Source organism: Mycobacterium sp. (assembly GCF_035633495.1).
Taxonomy (GTDB): domain Bacteria; phylum Actinomycetota; class Actinomycetes; order Mycobacteriales; family Mycobacteriaceae; genus Mycobacterium.
Genome location: NZ_DASQEU010000143.1, coordinates 22,746 through 43,843, shown reverse-complemented (window position 1 = coordinate 43,843; position 21,098 = coordinate 22,746). Strand labels below are relative to the sequence as shown.

Genomic DNA, 21,098 nt, shown 5'->3' with positions numbered 1-21,098 from the left:
TCGGTCGGGTCCGGATTACTTCACGAGGCGTGGCTGCGGGGCGACCCACGTGCCGTCGGCGAGTGACCCTTGCGGGCCATACATGCGCAGCACCATGTAGAACGGGCCGTCGGGTGAGGGCAGCCAGTTGGATTCCTTTCCCTCACCGGGCGACTCGGCCTGAACGTAGATGGTTACTGAGCCGTCGGCCTCGGTGGTCAATCCCGTTGTGCGGCCGCCGATGGCGTGGCGGTCGAGTGGGTTGTCCACGAGCAGCCGCTGCGGGAGGTTGTACATCGTCTGCGACCAGAAGTACTGCACGGGTGGCACCTGTTCGGCGGTGAAGTGCAGCAGGTAGCGGTTCGCGCCGTCGAGCGGGTGGCCGTCCGCGTCGACCTGCCACGGGGTGTAGACCGCTTCTTCCTTGGAGTTGCCGTAGATGCCCATCGTCGCGGCGACCGCCCGCTTCACGGCGAAGTCCGCGCCGAGGAATTCGCGGGTGCCGAAGAACTCCGTCGAACTGCGGGTGGCAGCCACGGTCTTCTCGATTGCCTTCTGGCCCTGGGCAATACCCGCCGCGATCGCGGTGCGGACGGTGGGATCCAGCGCTGCGGCGTCGAAGGGGCGCCCGGCACCGATCCCGATGCGGGCAAAGCGCGCACGTTGCTCTTTCTCCGCCGGCAGTTCCGGACACAACCGGAGGATGAAGTTTAGATACGAGATGAAGTTGGTTGTCGCGGAATGACTTTCATCCCACGCGGGGAAACTCAGCGCTGGCGCCGGAGCGGGCGGCCGGGTGCCGGCGAACTCGCTCAGCGGCGTCAAGCGGTATTGGCGCTGCACGCTTTGCAGGGCTTCCTTCTCCTCGGGCCCGGTCCGCGCAGTGCGAGTGAGGGTGCCGATGATGTCGGTCTCCGAATGGAGGACCTCGGTGATGCCGTTCGGCGCGTCGCCGTGCCAGCCAGGCCCCGCGAACAGGTAGTTGCCCGCTTCCACGCCCGTCGCCCGCGAACCGATGTAGGCGAAGTTGTGCGTGTACATGTCGAACCACTGCAGGACGTAGTAACGCGTCCGGATCGCCGGAACGCTGAGTACCACGGGCTCCGCGCGCAGGTCGAGCCACGCCCAGGAGTACGGCGTGTCTTTGCTCGGGGTCACGATGTCGGTGTCGGCGGGAGTGAAACCTCGGGAATAGTGGCGGAATCGTCCGAAACCGCCGATGTAGCCCGGAAACGAGAAATCCTGCGTCTGCTGAAACAGCGTCTTGTAATTGAATAGCGGCGCATAGGCGTAGACGTAGGCTTCGGCGGCGATGGCCCTCGCTTCGTCCGGCGAGATAAGACATGTCTGCGGGTAGTGACTCACGGCACCGACTCGCTTCTCGACTGGGGATCGCGCGACGGGAGCGAGCAACCCTTAATGGTCTTCTGCCGTTCGGGAGATAATCAATTGGCATAGTAACCTCAATATCTGCGGGCGCGATAATCTGTTTGGGAGCCGGTTCGGACCGGCCGAGAGGTGGCCATGGCAGAGCGTCAGCTGGACACGAACACTCAACTGGCCGCTGAACGCAACCGCCTGGCACTGGAACGAACGTTGATGGCCTGGACCCGCACCAGCACGTCGCTGATCGCCTTCGGTTTCACCATCTACCAGATCTTCCTGTACCTCTCGCAGAACGAACGGCTGCGTGACCCGTACGTCAGCCCCCAGGTGTTCGGGGTGGTCATGATTCTCATCGGACTGGTGGCGCTGATACTTGCCTGGATTCAGCACCGCCAGGAGTTGACGGTGCTGCGGGCAGACTTCGGACCAATGCGTTATTCGATTGCCGCGATCGTCGCAGCGATGATCGTCGGTCTCGGCGTGATCGCGCTGCTCGGCGTCACCCTGCGGCTGTAACAGCTTGCATTGCATGATATTTCGAAGAAGGCAGCACATGGACGACGTTAATCGCCCCAGACCGGTCCAGCGGCTCAGCACGCCTCGTGGCGCTGCCATCGCCGGCATTCTTTTCGCCGTGCTGTTCGCGTCCAGCCTGGTCTTGCTGCGCAGCGCGGTCCCCGACGATCCCTTCGCGCAAACAGCGTGGGTGACCCGCGGCGAAACCAGAATCAGTACGGCGTTGGTGTTGGCTCCGCTCGCCAGCATCGCCTTCCTGTGGTTCATCGGGGTCGTGAGGGACCAGCTAGGTAACCTCGAGGACCGCTTCTTCGGGTCCGTCTTCCTCGGCAGCGGACTCTTGTTCCTTGCAACGGTGGCCGTCTCGATGTCCATCGCCGGAGCGATCCTGATGGTCGCTCAGATCCCGGTGATGGCCTCGAACGGATTGATCTACTTTGCTAGGTCGCTGATGCTCCAGATCAGCAACGTGTGGGGGGTTCGTTTCGCTGGGGTGTTCATGATTTCGCTGGCCACCATCTGGATCCGTACCAGGCTGATGCCACGCTGGTTGGCGTTCGTCACCTACCTGCTGGCCGTGAGCCTGCTCCTGGTGGTCACTCGCAACCTGTGGATCACGCTCGTGTTCCCGGCCTGGGTATTCGGAATCAGCACGGTCATCCTCGTGAGGAGCCATGCGGTTCGCCGTCGGCACCGAGTCACCCAGGCGGATGGTGCCACTACGGTAGAGGCGTGAGAGCGCGCCGACGTGTCGATGCCGACTATCTCGAACTGCCGCGGCACCAGCTCGCCGACGCCGCACTGACGGCGGCCACGTCAGCCGGCGCAAGCTATGCAGACCTGCGGATTCACCGCATCACCACCGAGACGGTGCAGCTGCGCGACGGGGAGCTTGAGACGTCGGTCGTCAGCCGCGAGATCGGCCTTGCGGTTCGGGCCATCGTGGACGGCACCTGGGGTTTCGCGTCGCACGCCGAGCTGGACCCGGTGGTCGCCGCCGAGACGGCGCGCCGCGCGGTCCGTGTCGCCGCCACCCTGGCCCCGCTCAATGCCGAACGCATCGAGCTCGCACCGGAGCCGGTGTACTCCGACGTCAGCTGGGTGTCGGACTATCTGGTCGACCCGTTCGACGTCCCGGCCGCCGACAAGATCGGTGTGCTCGTCGAGTACTCGGGGCGCCTGCTCGCCGCCGAAGGCATCGACCACGTGTCCGCCGGCCTGCACGCCGTCAAGGAACAGACGTTCTACGCCGACACGTTCGGCTCGTCGATCACCCAGCAGCGAGTGCGCGTGCAACCCTCGTTCGAAGCAGTCGCCGTCGACTCGGCGGCGGGCACGTTCGAGAGCATGCGCACCCTGGCACCGCCGATGGCGCGGGGCTGGGAGTTCGTCGCGGGTGACGAGGTGTGGGACTGGTCGACCGAGCTTGCCGAACTGCCATCCCTGTTGGCCGAGAAGACCAAGGCGCCGACCGTGGTCGCGGGCCCCACCGACCTGGTGATCGACCCATCCAACCTGTGGCTCACCATTCACGAGTCAATCGGCCACGCCACCGAGTACGACAGGGCGATCGGCTACGAAGCCGCTTACGCGGGAACGTCGTTCGCGACGCCGGACAAGCTCGGCGTCATGAAGTACGGGTCGCCCGTGATGAATGTGACCGCCGACCGCACCGTCGAGTACGGACTGGCGACGATCGGATTCGACGACGAGGGGGTGCGCGCCCAGAAGTGGGATCTGGTGCGCGACGGCGTCTTCGTCGGCTACCAACTCGACAGGGTGTTCGCGCCACGCCTGGGTGAAGCCAGGTCGAACGGATGCTCGTACGCCGATTCGCCCCATCACGTGCCGATCCAGCGCATGGCGAACGTGTCGCTTCAGCCGGGTACCGAGGACGCGAGCACCGACGACCTGATCGCCAAGGTGCAGGACGGCATCTACGTGGTCGGCGACAAGTCGTGGTCGATCGACATGCAGCGCTACAACTTTCAGTTCACCGGCCAGCGGTTCTTCCGGATCCGCGACGGACGGCTCGACGGCCAGCTCCGCGACGTCGCCTATCAGGCCATCACGACGGACTTCTGGGGCGCCATGGAAGCGGTCGGCGGCCCGGGGACGTGGCGGTTGGGCGGAGCATTCAACTGCGGCAAGGCGCAACCCGGGCAGGTCGCGGCGGTCAGCCATGGCTGCCCGTCGGCGCTGTTCCGGGGGATCAACGTCTTGAACACCCGCGAGGAGGCCGGCCGGTGATGAGCGCTTGCGCGAAGAACAGGGCAGCATGATCGCCGCATCGGACGTCGTCGGGATCGCCCTCGCCGAGGCAGTCCGCCGTGGGATGGCCGACGAGACCATCGTGGTGGTCACCGATCGGGCGACGGCGTCGCTGCGCTGGGCGGGCAACTCGATGACCACCAACGGCGAGTCGCTCGGCCGGGACGCGACGGTGATATCGATTGTCCGCCAGGGTAAGAGCGCTCACGTCGGCTCGGTGAAGTCCAGCGAGGTCGACCCCTCGGCGATCGCCGGCCTGGTGGCCGCGTCGCAGGACGCGGCACGCTCGGCGCCGGAAGCCCGCGACGGTGCGCCGATGCTGGCCGGCGACGAGACCCCGTACGACTGGGACGCGCCCGTGCCCGAGACGGCTGCCGACGTCTTCGCCGGCGTCGCGAAGAGCCTGGCGAGGGGGTTCCGCGGCGCCGACCGGTTGTACGGCTTCGCCCGCCACGAACTGGAGACGACGTTCGTCGCCACCTCGACCGGACTGCGTCGGCGCTACACGCAACCGACCGGATCGGTGGAGATCAACGCCAAGCGCAGCGGGGCCAGCGCGTGGGTAGGCGTCGGCACCCCCGACTTCGCCCACGTGCCAACCGATTCCATGCTCGAGCAGCTGTCGACCCGACTGGACTGGGCCAGCCGCAGCATCGAGCTGCCCGCCGGTCGTTACGAGACGTTGATGCCACCGTCGACGGTCGCCGACATGATGATCTACCTCGGCTGGACCATGGACGGCCGAGGGGCACAGGAGGGTCGCACCGCGCTGTCGGCGCCGGGCGGTACCCGGGTGGGGGAGAAGCTCACCGATCTCGGACTGACGCTGTACTCCGATCCGACTGCGACGGGTCTGGAATGCTCGCCGTTCGTTGCGGCGACGAGTTCCTCGGAGCGGGTGTCGGTGTTCGACAACGGCATGGACATCGACCGGGTGGAGTGGATTCGCGACGGGACGATCAACGCGCTGGCCTACCCGCGGGCGGCCGCGGCGGAGTACGACGTCCCCGTGGCGGTTCCTGCGGACAATCTACTGATGACGGGCGGTTGGGCGAGCCTGTCGGACATGATCCGCCGCACCGAGCGCGGCCTGTTGCTGACGACGCTGTGGTACATGCGCGAGGTCGATCCCACCGTGCTGTTGCTGACCGGTCTGACCCGCGACGGCGTGTACCTGATCGAGGATGGGCAGGTCACCGGCGCCGTCAACAACTTCCGGTTCAACGAGAGTCCGCTGGACCTGCTGCGCCGCGCCACCGAGGCAGGCGTGAGCGAGACCACGCTGCCCAGGGAGTGGGGTGACTGGGCGACCCGCGCGAAGATGCCGTCGCTGCGCATCCCCGACTTCCACATGTCCTCGGTGAGTCAAGCACAGTAGACGCTGCGGCCCTCCTTGAACGTCTCGACGACGGCGATGTCCAAGATCTCGTCGGTGGGCACGGTCGTCGGGTCGCCGTCGAGGATCACCACGTCGGCCCACTTGCCCGCGGCGAGCGTACCCTTGTCGTGCTCCTCGCGGATCTGCCACGCGGCCTCGATCGTGAGCGCCTTGAGCGCCTGCCACGCGTCGACCCGTTCGTTCGGGCCCATGACCTTACCCGAGCGCGACGTGCGGGCGACGGCGCTCCACACCATCCGCATGGGGTCGATCGGAGTCACGGAGAAGTCGTTGTGATTCGAGCAGTGCAGCCCCTTGGCGACGGCTGAGGCCATTGGGCTGAGGAAGTAGGCCCGCTCCTGGCCCAGATTCTCCTCGTGCAGGTCGCCCCAGAAGTAAGCGTGGACGGTGAAGAAGCTTGGGGACAGCCCCAATTCGACGTAGTCGTCAAGTTGTTCGGGGCGCATGAACTGGGAATGGACAATCACGGTGCGGCGGTCATCGCCTGCGGTCATGCCGGCCGCCCGGCAGGCGTCGATCATCATGTCGATCGCCGCGTCGCCGTTGCAGTGGCAGAAGATCTGGATGCCCGCGTCGGCGATCTCCTTGACCATCTTCTCGATCAGCTGCTTGGGGAACACGGGTTGGCCGCACCAGTCGGCCTCACCGTTGGGCCCCGGGGTCAGCAGCGGCTCGGTCCAGAACGCCGTCTTGCCCTGCGGCGAACCGTCGACGATGCACTTGATGCCCTGCAGCTTGAGCCGGTTGCGATAGGAGCCGAACGACTCGGCCGCCGTATCGGGCAGCTCCATCGGGCCACCCGCGAAGTCGGGGAAGTACTCCTTGACGAGTTTGGGTACCTCGAGCACCAGCGGCACGGCCACCACGTCGAGGTAGAGACGCCCCTGGTCGGCCGCCGTGCGGATGAGGGCGAGATCCTTGGCGTGGGTCGCGCCCTCCTGGACCGTGGTGGTGCCCTTGCAGGCGTAGAGTTGCTGAGCGGCGTCGAACGTCTCGCATTTTCCTGCTCCGACGGCTGCGGCATGTCAGCGAAGATCGGCACGAAGGCGGTCTCCATGATCAGGCCCTCGGGTTCGTTCCCGCCCGGCTTGCGCAGGATCAGACCACCGGGCGGCGTGGGCGTGGACGCGTCGTAGCCCACCGCCGCGAAACCCCGTGAATTGAGTACCGCCCCGTGGTTGGAGCTGTGGATCAGCATCACCGGGTGGTCTGGCAGCACGGCATCCAGGTCGTCGCGCGTGCACTGGCGGCCGTCGGACAGATTCGACACGTCGTAGCCGTAGCCGACCACCCAGTCACCCGGTGCCACCGAGTTGGCCGTCACGAACTCCTCGAGCACGCGCTGGATGTCGGCGATGCACGTGACCGGCCCCGTGGGCACGCCGGACACGTTGGCCCACTTGACGATCTGCGGTGCGTTGGCGAAGTGGCCGTGGGCGTCGATGAACGACGGCATCAGCGTGAGGCCGCCCAAGTCGACGATCTCGGTGTCGTCGCCGCGGGTCGTCATGACCTCGGCCTCGTCGCCCACGGCCAAAATGCGTCCGCCGCCGATGGCGACCGCCTCGACACGAGGCCGGGTGTCGTCCATCGTGAGAATCGTGCCGCCGCGGAAGATGCGCTCCGCCGAGTCGTTGATCATGATCGCGACGGTAGTCATCGACGACTTCGAGGGTTGGACTTCGCCGAGTTCCTCGTGTGGGCGACGAGCGGCACGCCATAATCGCGGTCATGGACGACGATCAGTTGTACGGCTTGTTGACCCGGCTGACGGCGCTCTCGCCCGAGGGCGATGCGGGCCGCAACGCGCTGGTGCGCGAGGTGTGTGCGCAGGCCGTGTCGTTGCCGCCGCTGGTGGCGCAGGTCCCTGCGGACGACGACCCGCAGCTGGCCGAGTTCGCCGAACAGTTCGCCGTCGACGTGTCGGTGCTCAGCCCCGAGCAGCGCTCGGCCTTCATGGCGGCGTTGGGCGACAAGGCATTCCAGATGGTCGCGCTGATCTTCATCGCCGACTTCGTTCCCCGCGTCAGGGCCGGCCTGACCGCGCTCGGCTTCGCACCGGTCGTCGACCCCGTCGTCTGGGACCGTGACACCGATCCGGTCGACCTGCTGCTCAACCAGTTCGCACCGACCGTCGGTGCGCTGCGCGCGCTGGACCCCGTGACGACCGAGGTGGTGCGGTTGCGCGGCGCCGTCCAGCACAACTGCCGGCTCTGCAGCTCGCTACGCGAGGGCGCGGCGCTCGATGCGGGTGGGACCGAGTCGCTCTATTCCGAGATCGAGCACTATGAGTCGTCGAGCCTGCTGAACGAACGGCAGAAGGCCGCACTGCGCTATGTCGACGCGTTGATCTGGACGCCATCGAAGATCGGTGCCGACGTCGCGGCCGGGGTGCGGGAGCAGTTCTCCGATGCCGAGGCCATGGAGATCACGCTCGACGTGATGCGCAACGCCGCCAACAAGATTGCGGTGGCGCTCGGCCGAGACGCGCCGCGTGTCGAGGAGGGGACCGAGCGGTACTTCCTCGGACTTGACGGCCAGCCGGTCTACAGCTGAGGTCTAACCTCGAAGCACCTGTTGCTTGGCCGCCGCGAACTCGGCGTCGGTGAGTGCGCCCCGGTGGTGCATGTCGTCGAGTTGCTGCAGCTGCTCGGTGATCGTCGGACCCTGCTGCGGCAGAAGCGGAGGCGCGGCCGGTTCAGCAGCGTAACCGGGTCCGTCGGTCGTCTCGAGGTGGTGGGGATTCTTGGGATCGACCCTCAGATGGAAGACATCGCCGGGGCTCGGGATCTCACCGAGCATGAACGTGCCCGAATACTTCGCCTCGTATGGCGGCGCGCCGTCGGCTCGATCCACGCCCAAGGTCATCGTCCGACGAATGTAGACGTCGTTGATGATGGTGTTCATGAGTGGCTGCTTGACCTCGAGCACGGTTCCGGTCGCCCGAATACCGTTGTGCTGCAGATCCGCTGCGTTCGATGCGCGAGTAGAACCACGCCGCGTAGGCGCCCACCACTGCGGCGACCGCGATCGGCGACCATGGCGCGACCGGGACGGTCCAATCCGCGACGAACGGTATCGTCGATGCGAGGAACCACTCGCCGATCCCGTTGCGCGAGGCCTTGCGCGTGGCGGCCATGAACACGCCGAACTGCAGCAGGGTAACCGACGATCCAGATGGCGAGGATGGGGCCGATGATGGGGGTGTCCGCGTCGACGCCGCGGAACGTCACGTAGACGATCCACGCCGGCAGGACCACCAGCAGGCACCACGTGGTCAGCAGTCCGGCGATGAGCGGCTTGTTCACGGCGTCTGTTACTACGCGACCTTCTTCTTCAGGATCAGCATCGGCAGCAGGAGAGTGGCGAGGGCGGTGACGAGCCACACGAGCACCGTCGCCGCCACCCACGAACCGATGCCACGGATGGTCAGTCCGTGGGTGAGCAGCGACGCCAAAATCAGGGCCGCCAGGGTGGACACCAGGCCGATGCCGCCGAGGAACGCCGACGCGTAACGGCTCGCCATCTTCAGGAAGAACGGGGAAAGGATGGCCTGCGCGACGGTGAAGATGACGACGGCGGTGACGAAGCCCCACGTCGACACCGTCACACCGTCGATCAGCCAGGCGGCCACCAATAGTCCGATCGCCGAGGAGCCGAGGAACACGACCATGCGCAACAGAAAGCGAATCACGGTCGGAGCCTAATGCGGCGGGGTTGATCATGATGAAGTTCGGATATCGCCGGCGAGGATCACCGACGGGTTGTGCGACCATGGGGACCGCGCACGCGCGCAAGGGGGCGATAGCTCAGTTGGTTAGAGCCGCGGACTCATAATCCGTTGGTCCTGGGTTCAAGTCCCAGTCGCCCTACGTCAGAGGCTGTTTTTTCAAGATCGATTTTTTCGAGTCGATGTTTATTCGTCGTTTATGGCTCGGTCAAGGAGATCGGCTACCTCGATCTGGCTCCGACCTCGGGCCATGTACCTGTCCTGCGTCATCGACACGTTGGTGTGTCCCAGGTGGTCGGCACCGATCCGCGCGGACAGGCCCCCGCCGTCGATCAGGGCGGCGACCGTCTTGCGGAAACTGTGCGTGGTCACGCTGGCGGCCCCGACCCCGTCCCGCACCTGTCGCGCGCCTCAGTTGTGGATGCCCGCATATGCCGAAGTGTCGGCAGGAGTCGACCCGCTCGTTCCATGCGTCTCGTCGACGAGATCGGCCAAGGCGAGTGCAACCCGCAACTCGAGCGTGCGTTTGTCCACTGACCGCCCCAACAGTTCCTCGGCTTGCCTGAGCCGGTAGGTCACGGTGTTCTCGTGAACGCTGAGTCGTTTGGCTGTCCTGGCGCGGCTTCCGTTCTCGTCGAGATTGGTGCGCACGGTCGCGGCGAGCCGGCGGGTGGTGTCATCGCCATCCGCCAGTGCGCCCAGCTCGCGTGCAACGAAGCCCCGGGCTTGGCCGATGTTCGCCGTCGCAAGTGCGCGCAGCGAAATGTCGCCGTACCGGGTGATGCTTCCCTCGCGACGCCCCGCCAACCGCGCGATGCTCTGCGCTTCGAGTGCCTCTACATGGCTGGCACGAAAGCCCGCGATGTCGCGTGCCGGTTCGCCGATCGCGACCCGGACGCCCGGTGCCGTCGCCGTCCGGAACCGCAGTTCGTCGAGCACCCTGGACGGCACCGGGCTGCTGGTGCTCCCAGTCGGCGACCGAGAGTGTGCCGAGGGGCTGAATGAGAGGTCGCTGGGTGCCGATCGCCGCGGCGATGTCGCGGAATGGCGGCTTCGAGCAGGGCATGGGTGTTGCGGCCCTCTTCGTGAGCGTCCAGCCAAGCGACTGCGGCCACGTGCACCCGGCGCAGGTCGTGGCGCAGGCGTTGGCCGGCGACGTCGATGTCGATGGATTGCCCGGACAGGATGGTGCTGACCATCTCGGCCTGGCTCGCCGCGGCGCTGCGCAGCCACCGTTCGCTCGGTGGTGTCCACCTCCTCGGCCAGGCACAGCGCGGTGTCGACGTAGGCAAAGAGCCACGCCGAACACAGTCGTGGCCAGGTTCAGTTCGTCGACGGAGGCGGCGGCCAAGGAACGCTTCGTCGAGTTCACCGCGAAATGGGGCGCCCAATACCCGGCCATCATTCGATTGTGGGAGAACGCCTGGACAGAGTTCGTGCCGTTCCTGGACACCGGCTGACCGCGTACAACGCCTCAGGAACCGCGGACAGCGAGTTGGAACACGTAGGGAAACCCCCACGCAACGGCTAGAAACTCACCACAACATGTTTCGTCGTCGGTCGGTCGGTCGGTCGGTCGGTCGGCTCGCGAGGCTCGAGGTAGCGGTCGGTCAGGACGGCGTGCGCTTGCGACCAGCCGGCTGCTTTCCAGCCGCTTCTTTCAGCTCCGTGTAGGCCTGCAGCGTGTGATGCGCGAGCTCGGCCACGTCGTCGATCGCCGCGGCGTTTGCGACGAACCCGAAGTCCATATGGTCGTGGTAGGAGGTGAGCGTGGCGTTCAGCCCGATCGAGGCGGCGAGCGCGGAGACCGGGTAGATGCCGACGAGGCGTGCAGCGTTGAGATACCGGGGCTCCCTGGCGCCCGGCACGTTGGAAATGACCAGGTTGCAGGCCGGGTGCCCGACCCGGTCCAGGTGCGTCGAGGCGGCCAGACCCGCGAGCGCGACGACTCCGACCGCGTAGGTCATCGCCGCGTCCTTCGACATGCCGCGCAGCTCCTTTTTGGCCGTGGCGACCGAGTCCACCACTTGCCGGATCCGCTGCGGCACGGTCGCGTCGGGCTCGCCGAGCCGCACGAACATCGCCGACACCCGGGTGCCGATCGCGGTGTCGCCGTCGGCACGCAGCGACACCGGACACATCGAGATGAACGGGTGGGTAAAGGCGCGGCCGGTCTCGCGCAGGTAGGCATGCAGCCCGGCGTCGATGACGGTGACGGCCACGTCGTTGAGGGTCGCCCCGAAGTGCCGGCCGATTTCGTGCATCTCCTCGAGCGGCAGCGCGAGCGTCGCGAACCTGCGCCCCATTGTGAGCGGCTCGTTGGTCGGGGCGTGCTGCGCCGTGAACGGCAGGCTGCCGTCGAGATGCGAGCCCACGAGCCCGGCCAACGTCTTGCGCAGCGCGCCGACCGAGACCTGGTTGAGCGCCTCGACCTGCGTGACCGCCGCGCGGATCGAGTCGGCGATTCTCTGCGTGACCGGCGTCGGCGGGCGCGGCTTGGGCACCGGCACGCCGAGCGCAAAGGCGGGTCTGTCGATCGTGGGCTGAGCGGACGTGCTCAGGCCTGCGTACAGGATCTTCATGCCGGAGGCGCCGTCGATGATGGAGTGATGGCTCTTCGTGTAGATCGCGAACATGCCGCCCGGCACCCCATCGATCACCCAGCAGCGAAACAGCGGGCGGTCGCGATCGATCATCGGCTCGTGCAGATCGGCCACGAGCCGCAGCAGGTCGTCATAGCAGGCTCCCGCGGGCAGCGACAGATGCTGGATGTGGTACCGCGGGTCCCAGCTCGCCACCTCCCGGAAATGGGGCGCGCCGCCCAGGAGCTCCGGGACATAGGTGAACGGCGGCGCGGGCCGCTGCGCCCGGTACGCCTCCACGATCTCGCGCACGACGGGCCTGCGGCCCGCGGGCTTTTTGAACAGCAGCATCGCCCCGACGTGCGTCGTGCTGCCCGGTGACTCGATCAGCAGCCATAAAAGGTCAAGCGGCGGAATCGGTTTGGTCATAGCTGCAGTCCTCTGGACATCATTCGTGCTTCGACTACGCGTACCCGCCGCTCGCCGGAAACCGGGCGCGGGCCGCCACGGCGGTCCTTGCCTCGCAGCGGTGCAGAAGGCTTTTCGTGCGGTTTCAGTCTTGGCTTGCCCGGACGCCGGGAAATAGGGGCCAAAGTCCTAAGCTGAGTGCGAGCTCATTCGGCAGTGTCTGACTTCCCGATCGGTCGAGTAAAGAGCGTCTTCGACGTCACCACGTGATGGCTTCGCCACCCTTGTGTCAGTTGCAGTGAAACGGATTGTGCGGCAACGATTAACGGAGCTTCCTAGGAACTATTCAGAACCACGGATCGGAAATCCGTTGGTCCTGGGTTCAAGTCCCAGTCGCCCTACTCAAGATCGTTTTCTGTGAGTCATTACAACGATGACTCGGTCCAGCAGGTCGGCCACTTGCGTGTGAACGCGTCCGCGGCTCCTGTACTCGTCCTGCGTCATCGAGACGTTGGTGTGGCCGAGGTGGTCGGCGCCGATGCGCGCCGACAAGCCTTCGTCGTCAATCAACGTGGCAAGGGACTTGCGAAAGCTGTGAGTGTTCGCGTTGGACGCGCCGAGCTCGTCACGGATCTGCCGCCACTGCTGGTTGAAATTGTTAGGGTGACGCAGCGTCCCCGCCGTGGACGGGAAGATCATCTCCTGCTCGCCGAGGAAGGGTAGATGGCGCCGTGCCTTGAGGACGTCGACGGCGAAGCGAGGCAGGCGGCAGGGTGCGCAGGCCGGCGTCGCTTTTGGCCGTGTCATGTCGTGGCAACCCTTGCCGGGCGGCCCGGCCCAACATTCCGGTCACCGTCAGGATGCCGGCGTCTGCGTCGAAGTCGCGCCACAGGAGTCCGAGTAGTTCAGACTCCCGCAGCCCGGTTGCGGCGAGCACGGTGATCGGGTCGGCCAAATCGTGGTGTCGGCAGTAGGCAGAAGCGCGCACCTTCGCCACCAGCTGGCGCAGCTCGTCGGCAGTGAGCGGGTTGCGCCCTTTGGCCGGTTCTTCGACCTGATCGTCTGCACGTCCCGCACCGGATTGCTGCCGAGCACGTTCGCCATCACCGCCAGCTGGAGGGCGCCGTGAAGGATGGTTTTCGACTGCCGCGCCGTTGTCGGTTCGTGCGCACTTCGCATCGATCGCAGAGCCGCATCAATTCGGGCGGGGTTCGCCTCGCCGACGTCGCGACGGCAAGTTCGAGTTCCGCGTGGTCGGGATGACGCGCCCGACGCAGGCTGGTGACCTGAGCAATCCGTACATGATCGCAAACGCGCAAGGCGAGTTCATCATCCTGACGCTGTCCGTCAGGAACATCGGCGACAAGACTCAATCGTATTTTGGGTCAAACCAGAAGCTCATCGACACGTCGGGTCGCGAGTATGGCGTGGACTCCTCTGCAGATATGTGGATGAACGACGAGGGCGCACTTATGGCCGACATCAATCCCGGCAACTCCATTCAAGTCAAGACGGCCTTCGACGTGCCGCCTGGCACCAAGTCCGCAGAGCTGGAGTTTCATGACTCGATGTTCTCAGGTGGCGCCAAAGTCGCACTCTGAACGAACCGATTCACGTTTCCCCGCGTCTGATCTATTGTTCGGCCCGTCACCACTCTCCGGGCGGGCCGTTCGCGCGTCGACCGGCCGTAAATGATGTGCCCCTGGTTCGGCGGTGTCGCTATACCTGGTTTCAGGCCACGGGTTGGGCGGATGGCGTAGCAGTTCGAACTCTATCGGAGTGCGCATCCCGAGGGCGGAATGACGGCGTTGCCGGTTTTGGAAGATTTCTAGGTAGTCGAATATTGCGTTGCCTAGCTCTACGCGTGACTTCCATCGCTTGCGGTTGAGTAGCTCCGTTCGCATTCTGCCCCAGAAAGATTCGATCATCGCGTTGTCGTAGCATTGACCGATCGAGCCCATGGATGGCACCAGTCCAGAGCGCTTGGCGCTATCTGTAAAGGCCCACGAGGTCAACTGCACGCCGTGGTCGGAATGAATGATCCCGCCCGATTGGGGGTCGCGATTGGCGATGGCCATACTCAGCGCGTTGGCGACTAGCGCCGCGGCTGACTCGAGTCGATCGACCATCCGACCACACGTCGGGAGAACGGTTCCAGAACGACTGCACAGTACACCTTGCCTTCGTAGGTGCGATGTTCGGTGATGTCGTTGACCCACAACCGGTTTGGCGCTTCGCGGGTGAGCATCCGCTCGACCAGATCGGCGGCTGTCGGGGTCTCGTGTCGGGGTCGGGGGCGCCGGTTACCCGGCAGTCCCTTTCTCGCGGCTCGGGTCATCAGCATCTCGACCTGGTTATGCCCGACCGCCAGCCCCAGCCCGAGGGTCAGTTCGGCGTGGACCCGCCGTAGGTGCCACGTGAGGCGGTGTGCACGGCCCGGGTCTGGTCGGTGAGCCCGGCATGGCGGACCGACCGTGCTGACGGCGCCCGAGACCGCCACTCATAGAAGCCCGACTCGGCTACCTCGAGCCTTCGACACGCCTTCTGTACGGGGAGTCCTTCTGCGGACATAGTCGGTATGCCCGCGTACCGTCTTTTGGGTCGTGCGGCTCCCGGAGCAGCTCACGGACCCTTTTCAGGATGGCCACCTCGGTCTCCAGTTCATCGGTGCGCTTGTTGGCCGCGCTGAGCTCGGACAGCTCAGTGCGGTTCAATCCCGGCAGCTGTCCTTTATCGATCAGCTCCTGGCGGCGCCAGTCGTAGATGGTCTGGTCGCTGATCTCCAGATCGGCAGCGATCTGGGCCACCGGGCGGCCGGCGGCCACCACGTCGAGCACTTTGCGGAGGAACTCTTCGGGATAACGCATGGGCACGGGCACGGCTCCTTTGTGGACGTCGTGACCAGAAGTCAAGCAAACGGACTCCGGACAACCCGGGGTACATCAGAGTCTGCATCAAACTCGGGATGGTGAAGGTGGCCTCGAGGATAAGGCCGGGGTGCATCGCTTGACATTGGGTGGCATCGAGAGTGCACTGAACAGGGCAAGAAAATGCCGGTCTGGTAACGCGATCGCCGCTTAGCGGCCGTGATCGCGCAAGCAACGTCTACCGCACCCAGAGTCTCGAAGCTCGCCCCGATTTGCCTCCCCTCGGCGTATGTCGCGATGGCAAAAGGCTTGGATGGTTGTGTTGTGGACTGCACTCCCGGTACGTCGAGGTCACCCACCTCGCCCGGTTCCCCACCGACCTACTCGTCGCGTCCGCGCTTGAGTGCGATGTCGTCACGACCGAAGTACCGGCCAGACCCCCGTCCGTCCTCGTCACCACCACCACCACCGCTGTGACAGCCGAGGAACCACGAGAAGCACAACTTCAAAGATAAGGATCATGATGACAGCGACGTCCGTTGATCAGATCGGCGAGTCTCGGTTCGCAGAGGCGTGGGGAGGGAAGCTCCGTGGGCGCGTCGCCTTCGTGACGGGCGGCACCCGTGGGATCGGCGCCGCGATCAGCAAAAGCCTGGCCCACCAGGGTGCGACGGTAGCGGCGGGGTACAGCACGAATACCGTAGAGGCGCAAAAGTTCCTCGCCGAGTTGTCGGAAGCCAGTGAGGGCGGCGAGGTCAGCGTCCATCAGGGCGACGTCTCGAACGGTGATGACTGCCGACGGACCGTCCGCGAGGTGATCGAGCGTCACGGCCGCCTCGACATCCTGATCAACAACGCCGGCATCACCATCGACAAAACGGTGGCAAGGATGACCGACGAGGAATGGAACAAGGTCATCGCGGTGAACCTGTCCGGGGCGTTCTTCCTCGCCCAGGCGGCGTTGGCGCACATGCTCGAGCGCGGCAGCGGGCGGATCGTCATCGTCTCTTCGGTCATCGGTGAAACGGGCGCCATCGGTCAGGCGAACTACGCCGCTTCCAAGGCCGGACTGTTCGGCCTGACGAAGACACTGGCGCGCGAGGCGTGTTTCCAGCTGGCGCGCGCGGACAAGTTGAGTGAAGACGGTATCGGCGTCACGGTCAACACCGTCACACCCGGTTACGTGGCGACCGAGATGGTCGAGTCCATCCCCGAGAAGGTACTCGACCGAATCAAGACCACCATCCCCGCGGGCCGCCTTGCCCGGCCGGATGAGATTGCCCGCGTGGTGCACTTCCTGGCCGCCGACGCCTCCGGGTACATCACCGGACAGGTATGGGGAGTCAACGGTGGTCTGGACATGTGATCGGTTCGGGACCTGTTGGGCATCGCCTGGAGTCACATCAACGCGCAAACCTCTCAGTGAAGGTGATGGGCAATGGATGCTTTTGAACTGAACAAGCACGGCAAGATCGTCTTTCCCTCCAATTGCTTTCCCGATCTTGACTTTTCGACCTTCGAGAGCCTTGAGCAGCTCGATGCCGTCGTCCGGCGTGACTTCGATTCCAAAGCGCCCACAGGGACAGACATCCTCGAGCAGATCAAGACGGGCGCCTACCAAAGCAAGTTCGAGTTGATGCGAGACATGGCGCTCAACCTGTTCTGGGCCAATCGTTTCAAGATGACGATGTTCGATGTCCGGCCTACCCGGTGGGCCGACGTTCCGCGCACCCGCGACGACGTCTTCGTGCCAGTCCAGACGCCGTGGTTGGACAGCGAAACCAAGGTGTCCGCGGTGTTTTCCGCCTACCCGAATCTTCCGGCGCAGTGGGATGACGAGGTCGAGGACAGCATCTTCGAGATCCTCTTCGACGTGTTCGGCCATCGTAGAAACCACGCGACCAAGCTTTCGGCCGTCGTACCCACGGTTGCCGAGTTGCTCTCTGACCCCGGTAATCAAACTCTCCGCCTGAATCGATTCGACCCCGACTTCCGCCGGTACAGCTACGCCGAGATCATTGACTGCAATGAGGATGTGGCTGAACTGGAGGCGCTACGCCGCTGGTCGATGGTCCTGCACAATCAGTATCCGTGGGGTCGCAGCGAAGCCGCCCTGGTCGCGGTCAGTGAACTGCACGATGACGACTACGTGGTGGTATTCCACCCGCGTGATCCCGAGGTGGCGAACTTCCTGTCCCGCATCGCCTCCGGGCACGCGGCGAAGAAGGCTGTCCCGGCTGTCCCGGAATTGTTTGCGCCCATCCGCCCGTACCCTGCGATCGACGTGCGCAACGACTTTGCGGTACAGCCTCGCATCGAGGCCATCGCCGCGGCTCACGGCGACCAGGTGTGCACCAACGACGATCTCATCCGCAACAGCGCCTACAACTGGTCGCCCATGTCTGCGGAGGAGATCCGTGACAAGACCGGCATCGAGCAGCGTCGCTACACCTCGGGCAGCATCGAGGAACTCTCGTTGCGGGCTGCCCGGTCGGCGCTGGCTCACGCCGGCGTGAGTCCAGACCAAATCGGGGCGGTTATCGTCTGCACCTGCACCAGTTCTCGGCTGATACCGTCGATCGCGACCTGGATCTCCGGCGCGTTGGGCATTCAGCAGACGCACTGCTCGTTCGACCTCGTCGCCGCGTGTGCCGGCCTCAGCTATGGGCTGGCCGAGGCGGTCAGAATTCTCCAACTCGTTCGACGACCGGTGCTGGTGGTCTGCGCGGAGAAGTTCTCCGACAAGATCGGGAACGTCCGGCCATCCCGGATGATCTTCGGCGACGGCGCGGCCGCCCTTGTCATCGGCCCTGCACCCGAGGGTTCACCGCCGGATATCGAGTACATCCAGACCTATGCCAGCGGCCCGACCAGCCAGGTCAACTCGATCCTGTGGCCAAACCCCGCGTTTGGCAACAACATCACGGTGTACGGCCCCGAGGTGAAGGCGCTGGCCGGCCGCTACCTCACGCAGATGCTCGACGACGTCAGGGCCCTGCCAGACCCGGATGGGGCCGCAGATTCGCTGCTGGCGAGCGTCGAACTGATCATCCCGCACCAAGCGAACAAGACCATGGTGATCGACCTGGCGACCGGCGCAGGTCTGTCGCCGGATCAGCTGTACTTCAACATCGAACGGGTGGGCAACGCCTCCTCGGCGAGTATTCCGCTGGCCATTCACGACGCGGTCCGTGATCAAGTGATCACCACGCCGACAAGGGTTTTCGCTCCTGGTTTCGGGGCCGGCGCGGTTGCTGGCTACGCGGTTCTCCGCGTCGATCCTGCCGTCGTCGCGCCCGACGATCAGGTGGCATCCCCTGCTGAGTCGGACGCGATTGCCGAGTCGGTTGCCGTGCCGACCGCAGCCGACATGGCCCTTGCCTTCGGTTGAGGGCCCGACGGCCGTGTGACCTCAGGTCGCCGGATCGAGAAACCGCTGCACCAGTTGCCCGGCAGCGGCCGCCGGACCAGGTGTTTGCAGATCGTGGCCGGCCTCGATCGTGACGAGGCGGGCGTTGCGGATGCGTGCCGCAAGTAGCCTGCTGTTGGCCGGTGGGACGACACGGTCGTGGTCACCGCAGATCACCAGAGTGGGTGCGTCGATACAGCCGAGCACAGGGATGCTCGACCAGGTCGAGATGGCCGCGATCTGCCACAGCAAGCCCAACGGATCCGCTGGCGGCCAACGTGTTCCGCGGTTCGGTGCAAGCCAGCTGCGCGTGACGTCGCGGCTGCGGCCTGGAACCGCCCCGACTCCACACGACGTCGACAACAGCACGAGCCGATTCACGCGTGCGGGGTGGCCGACCGCGAGCTGCTGTGCGACTGCGCCGCCATGCGAGAAGCCGACGACATCCGCCTTCTCAACGCCAACTGCATCGAGGACTCGTGCAGCGACATCCGCCAACATCGGCATCGAGTGCGGAAGGATCGGGGTCTCGCTCAGGCCGACCCCAGGACCATCCAATGTGATGACGGTGCTGTCGCGAAGCGCGTCGGCGAAGTACCTCCAGCTCTCCATCGGGCGGGCCAAGCCGTTGAGCAACAACACCGGATCACCCGATCCGATGGTTCGCGCAGCAATCCGCAGGCCACGAATCGACAGCACGAATGCCTCCGAGTCGATGGTCTCCGGCGGATGGGTCACGCGGCGTCGCTCGGTCGGACGTAGGTGCCCGGGGCCTTCTCGATCGGCGGATAGTCCTCGTTGCCCGGGAGTTGCGGTGCGGGAATCATTTCCCCGCCCCGGTCGGCGATCCACTGAGTCCAGTCCAGCCACCAGGTGGCGTCCACCAATTTCGCGTCCGCCTTCCATTCACGCGGGTCGGCGGGAAGGCTGGCGTTCACCCAGTGCTTGGCCTTGGGGCCGGGCGGGTTGACGATACCGGCAATGTGGCCGGATGTACTCAGGACGAACCTGCTCTTGCCACCCAGCAGCTGAGTGGTCTTGTAGCCCGAGATCCACGGCACCACATGGTCGTCCACGGCAGACAACACGTACGTATCGACGTCGATGAGGCCGGGATCGAGACACTGGCCGTCGATTTCGAACTCGCCGCGAGCGAATTCGTTGCGTACGTAGCACGACCGCAGATACTCCGAATGCATCCGGGCCGGCATGCGGGTGGAGTCTTCGTTCCAGGCCAGCAGGTCGAACGACGGCGGCTTGTTACCAAGGAGCCAATTGTTCACCACGTAGGCGAAGATCAGGTCGTTTGGCCGCAGGGCACTGAAGGTCCGTGCCATCGTCGTCGAGTCCAGGAACCCCTTCTTCAGCATCTGCTTCTCGAGTCCCGCGACCGTCGCCTCGTCGGTGAACGTGCCGAGTGAGCCTGGCTCGGTGAAGTCCGTATGGGTATTGAGAAATGTTGCGGTCCTGATGGACTCGTCACCGCGTGCCGCGTTGTACGCCAGCCCGATGGCGGTGAGCGTTCCACCAAGGCACACCGACACCGTGTTTACCGCTGGGGCACCGGTGATGTCGCGAACCACTCGCACGGCGTCCAGCGGTCCTTGGAACAGGTAGTCGCGGAATCCGAGCTCGCTCATGGACGCATCGGCATTGCGGTAACTGATGGCAAAGCACGTGTGTCCGTGTTGAACCGCCCACTCGATCAGGCTTTTGCCCGGTGCAAGATCCATGATGTAGAACTTGTTGATCCAGGGCGGACAGAAGAGCAACGGGATCGCGTGCGTATCCGGCGTCTGGGGCGAGTATTGGATCAACTCGATCAGATCGCTGCGGTAGACGACGCTCCCCGGGGTGGCACCCATGTTGACGCCAACCTCGAATTCGGAGCTGTCGACTTGCGAGGGCCATCCATCGTTGTGACGAAGATCGTGCACCAAATTCTTGAGGCCCCTGCCGATGCTCTTGCCGCCGGTGTCGAACGCCCTGCGGATCGCCGCGGGGTTACCGAGCAGGGTGTTCGTGGGCGCGAGCGCATCGACGAGGAATTTCGCGGCGAAGCGCGCCTTCGCTTCTCGCGATCCACTCACTCCCGCGGCATCGAGTAGTTCGGCGACGAGTTGGTCGAACAACAAGAAATGTTGCGCAAGAAGGAAGTATGAGGGATTTTCCTGATATGCCAGATCGGAGAACCGTTTGTCGCCTCGGGCGATCGCGATGGGACCGGGATTGTCATGGCCGATGGAACGTCCGGCGGCGGCTTGGAATGCCCCCGCAGAGCCCCAGGCCAGACGTGCGCTGGCAGCGATGATTGCGGCTGGATGCTTCAGCGTCATCGCGGCGGTGGCCAGCAGCTCGCGGATCAGGGCGGCGGGGTCGGCCCCGGAGATGACATTCTCGGCGACGCCGGGCAAGTCGAGAACTGAACGTGACGGGGAGGGGGTGGGAGCGTCTGACGAGGCCATGAGGCCTCCTTCGATTGGGCGGGGAAGACGATTCCCCTAGTGGCTCAATACTTTGAAGAACATGCGCGGGAGCGGGTCACGCCCAC

Annotated in this window: 19 protein-coding genes, 1 tRNA gene and 4 pseudogenes; 10 read left to right on the top strand and 14 right to left on the bottom strand. The window is 65.0% G+C overall.

The genetic code is table 11. The features are described 5' to 3' along the window. Window positions 1–15 precede the first annotated feature (15 nt). The gene (locus VET27_RS21025) at window positions 16–1,344 is read right to left on the bottom strand and encodes a DUF1254 domain-containing protein (protein ID WP_526521550.1); all 1,329 of its coding nucleotides are present in this window, start codon (window positions 1,342–1,344) and stop codon (window positions 16–18) included. 159 nt (window positions 1,345–1,503) lie between these two features. Between VET27_RS21025 and VET27_RS21020 the strand changes: the two genes are divergently transcribed. Genes VET27_RS21020 through VET27_RS21005 form a run of 4 tightly spaced genes read left to right on the top strand, consistent with a single transcriptional unit; the run spans window position 1,504 to window position 5,530 of the window. Next, window positions 1,504–1,881 carry a DUF202 domain-containing protein gene (locus VET27_RS21020; RefSeq protein WP_526521549.1) on the top strand — a complete coding sequence of 126 codons (378 nt, stop codon included), beginning with the start codon at window positions 1,504–1,506 and terminating at the stop codon, window positions 1,879–1,881. A 37-nt stretch (window positions 1,882–1,918) separates the two neighbouring features. Next, window positions 1,919–2,617 (top strand): hypothetical protein, encoded by a 699-nt coding sequence (locus VET27_RS21015; protein WP_526521548.1) that lies wholly within the window; start codon window positions 1,919–1,921, stop codon window positions 2,615–2,617. Continuing rightward, window positions 2,614–4,131, top strand: coding sequence for a metallopeptidase TldD-related protein (locus VET27_RS21010; RefSeq protein WP_526521547.1), 1,518 nt, complete (start codon window positions 2,614–2,616; stop codon window positions 4,129–4,131). The genes VET27_RS21015 and VET27_RS21010 overlap by 4 nt, the downstream gene beginning before the upstream one ends. A gap of 28 nt (window positions 4,132–4,159) precedes the next feature. Continuing rightward, the gene (locus tag VET27_RS21005) at window positions 4,160–5,530 is read left to right on the top strand and encodes a metallopeptidase TldD-related protein (RefSeq protein ID WP_526521546.1); all 1,371 of its coding nucleotides are present in this window, start codon (window positions 4,160–4,162) and stop codon (window positions 5,528–5,530) included. Here the strand turns inward: VET27_RS21005 and VET27_RS21000 are convergent. Next, a pseudogene (locus tag VET27_RS21000) lies at window positions 5,518–6,480 on the bottom strand (amidohydrolase); the annotation flags it as partial. The gene VET27_RS21005 and the pseudogene VET27_RS21000 overlap by 13 nt on opposite strands. Before the next feature lie 74 nt (window positions 6,481–6,554). Next, window positions 6,555–7,061: pseudogene (locus VET27_RS20995) on the bottom strand (amidohydrolase family protein); the annotation flags it as partial. A 221-nt stretch (window positions 7,062–7,282) separates the two neighbouring features. Here VET27_RS20995 and VET27_RS20990 point away from each other — a divergent pair. Next, complete coding sequence (locus VET27_RS20990; RefSeq protein ID WP_526521545.1) at window positions 7,283–8,107, top strand: carboxymuconolactone decarboxylase family protein; 825 nt, start codon at window positions 7,283–7,285, stop codon at window positions 8,105–8,107. A 3-nt stretch (window positions 8,108–8,110) separates the two neighbouring features. Here the strand turns inward: VET27_RS20990 and VET27_RS20985 are convergent, their stop codons facing one another. Together VET27_RS20985 and VET27_RS20980 are read right to left on the bottom strand one after the other, a co-directional pair. Then, the gene (locus VET27_RS20985; protein WP_526521544.1) at window positions 8,111–8,458 is read right to left on the bottom strand and encodes an SHOCT domain-containing protein; all 348 of its coding nucleotides are present in this window, start codon (window positions 8,456–8,458) and stop codon (window positions 8,111–8,113) included. Window positions 8,459–8,870: 412 nt separating this feature from the next. Further along, entirely contained in the window at window positions 8,871–9,245 is a 375-nt protein-coding gene (locus VET27_RS20980; protein ID WP_526521543.1) for a phage holin family protein, read from the bottom strand. Window positions 9,246–9,349: 104 nt separating this feature from the next. On the opposite strand from VET27_RS20980, the gene VET27_RS20975 reads away from it, so the two are divergent. Further along, window positions 9,350–9,423 (top strand) — tRNA-Ile (locus VET27_RS20975). Window positions 9,424–9,467: 44 nt separating this feature from the next. Here the strand turns inward: VET27_RS20975 and VET27_RS20970 are convergent. Further along, a pseudogene (locus VET27_RS20970) lies at window positions 9,468–9,686 on the bottom strand (site-specific integrase); the annotation flags it as partial. Between the two features lie 6 nt (window positions 9,687–9,692). After that, window positions 9,693–10,232, bottom strand: a complete 540-nt coding sequence (locus VET27_RS20965) for a PucR family transcriptional regulator (protein WP_526521542.1) — start codon at window positions 10,230–10,232, stop codon at window positions 9,693–9,695. Between the two features lie 371 nt (window positions 10,233–10,603). Here VET27_RS20965 and VET27_RS20960 point away from each other — a divergent pair. Next, window positions 10,604–10,732: pseudogene (locus tag VET27_RS20960) on the top strand (transposase); the annotation flags it as partial. Between the two features lie 159 nt (window positions 10,733–10,891). Here VET27_RS20960 and VET27_RS20955 read toward each other — a convergent pair. Further along, entirely contained in the window at window positions 10,892–12,292 is a 1,401-nt protein-coding gene (locus VET27_RS20955) for a wax ester/triacylglycerol synthase family O-acyltransferase (RefSeq protein WP_526521541.1), read from the bottom strand. Window positions 12,293–12,673: 381 nt separating this feature from the next. Continuing rightward, window positions 12,674–12,970 (bottom strand): tyrosine-type recombinase/integrase, encoded by a 297-nt coding sequence (locus tag VET27_RS20950; protein WP_526521540.1) that lies wholly within the window; start codon window positions 12,968–12,970, stop codon window positions 12,674–12,676. 482 nt (window positions 12,971–13,452) lie between these two features. Between VET27_RS20950 and VET27_RS20945 the strand changes: the two genes are divergently transcribed. Next, entirely contained in the window at window positions 13,453–13,872 is a 420-nt protein-coding gene (locus tag VET27_RS20945; RefSeq protein WP_526521600.1) for a DUF4352 domain-containing protein, read from the top strand. On the opposite strand, the gene VET27_RS20940 is transcribed toward VET27_RS20945, so the two are convergent. The 3 genes from VET27_RS20940 to VET27_RS20930 all read right to left on the bottom strand — a co-directional run bounded on the left by VET27_RS20940 (window position 13,846) and on the right by VET27_RS20930 (window position 15,138). Continuing rightward, the gene (locus VET27_RS20940) at window positions 13,846–14,232 is read right to left on the bottom strand and encodes an integrase core domain-containing protein (protein WP_526521599.1); all 387 of its coding nucleotides are present in this window, start codon (window positions 14,230–14,232) and stop codon (window positions 13,846–13,848) included. The two genes, VET27_RS20945 and VET27_RS20940, sit on opposite strands and share 27 nt — an antisense overlap. Window positions 14,233–14,366: 134 nt before the next feature. Continuing rightward, window positions 14,367–14,615, bottom strand: coding sequence for a DDE-type integrase/transposase/recombinase (locus VET27_RS20935; protein ID WP_526521539.1), 249 nt, complete (start codon window positions 14,613–14,615; stop codon window positions 14,367–14,369). Between the two features lie 175 nt (window positions 14,616–14,790). Next, complete coding sequence (locus tag VET27_RS20930; protein ID WP_526521538.1) at window positions 14,791–15,138, bottom strand: transposase; 348 nt, start codon at window positions 15,136–15,138, stop codon at window positions 14,791–14,793. Between the two features lie 523 nt (window positions 15,139–15,661). Between VET27_RS20930 and fabG the strand changes: the two genes are divergently transcribed. Together fabG and VET27_RS20920 are read left to right on the top strand one after the other, a co-directional pair. Continuing rightward, window positions 15,662–16,504, top strand: a complete 843-nt coding sequence (gene fabG / locus VET27_RS20925) for a 3-oxoacyl-ACP reductase FabG (protein ID WP_526521537.1) — start codon at window positions 15,662–15,664, stop codon at window positions 16,502–16,504. 72 nt (window positions 16,505–16,576) lie between these two features. Further along, on the top strand, window positions 16,577–18,529 hold the full coding sequence (locus tag VET27_RS20920; RefSeq protein WP_526521536.1) for a 3-oxoacyl-ACP synthase III family protein: 1,953 nt from the start codon (window positions 16,577–16,579) through the stop codon (window positions 18,527–18,529). 21 nt (window positions 18,530–18,550) lie between these two features. On the opposite strand, the gene VET27_RS20915 is transcribed toward VET27_RS20920, so the two are convergent. Further along, window positions 18,551–19,285, bottom strand: a complete 735-nt coding sequence (locus VET27_RS20915) for an alpha/beta fold hydrolase (protein ID WP_526521535.1) — start codon at window positions 19,283–19,285, stop codon at window positions 18,551–18,553. After that, window positions 19,282–21,012, bottom strand: a complete 1,731-nt coding sequence (locus VET27_RS20910) for a PHA/PHB synthase family protein (protein ID WP_526521534.1) — start codon at window positions 21,010–21,012, stop codon at window positions 19,282–19,284. The genes VET27_RS20915 and VET27_RS20910 overlap by 4 nt, the downstream gene beginning before the upstream one ends. Window positions 21,013–21,098: the final 86 nt, after the last annotated feature.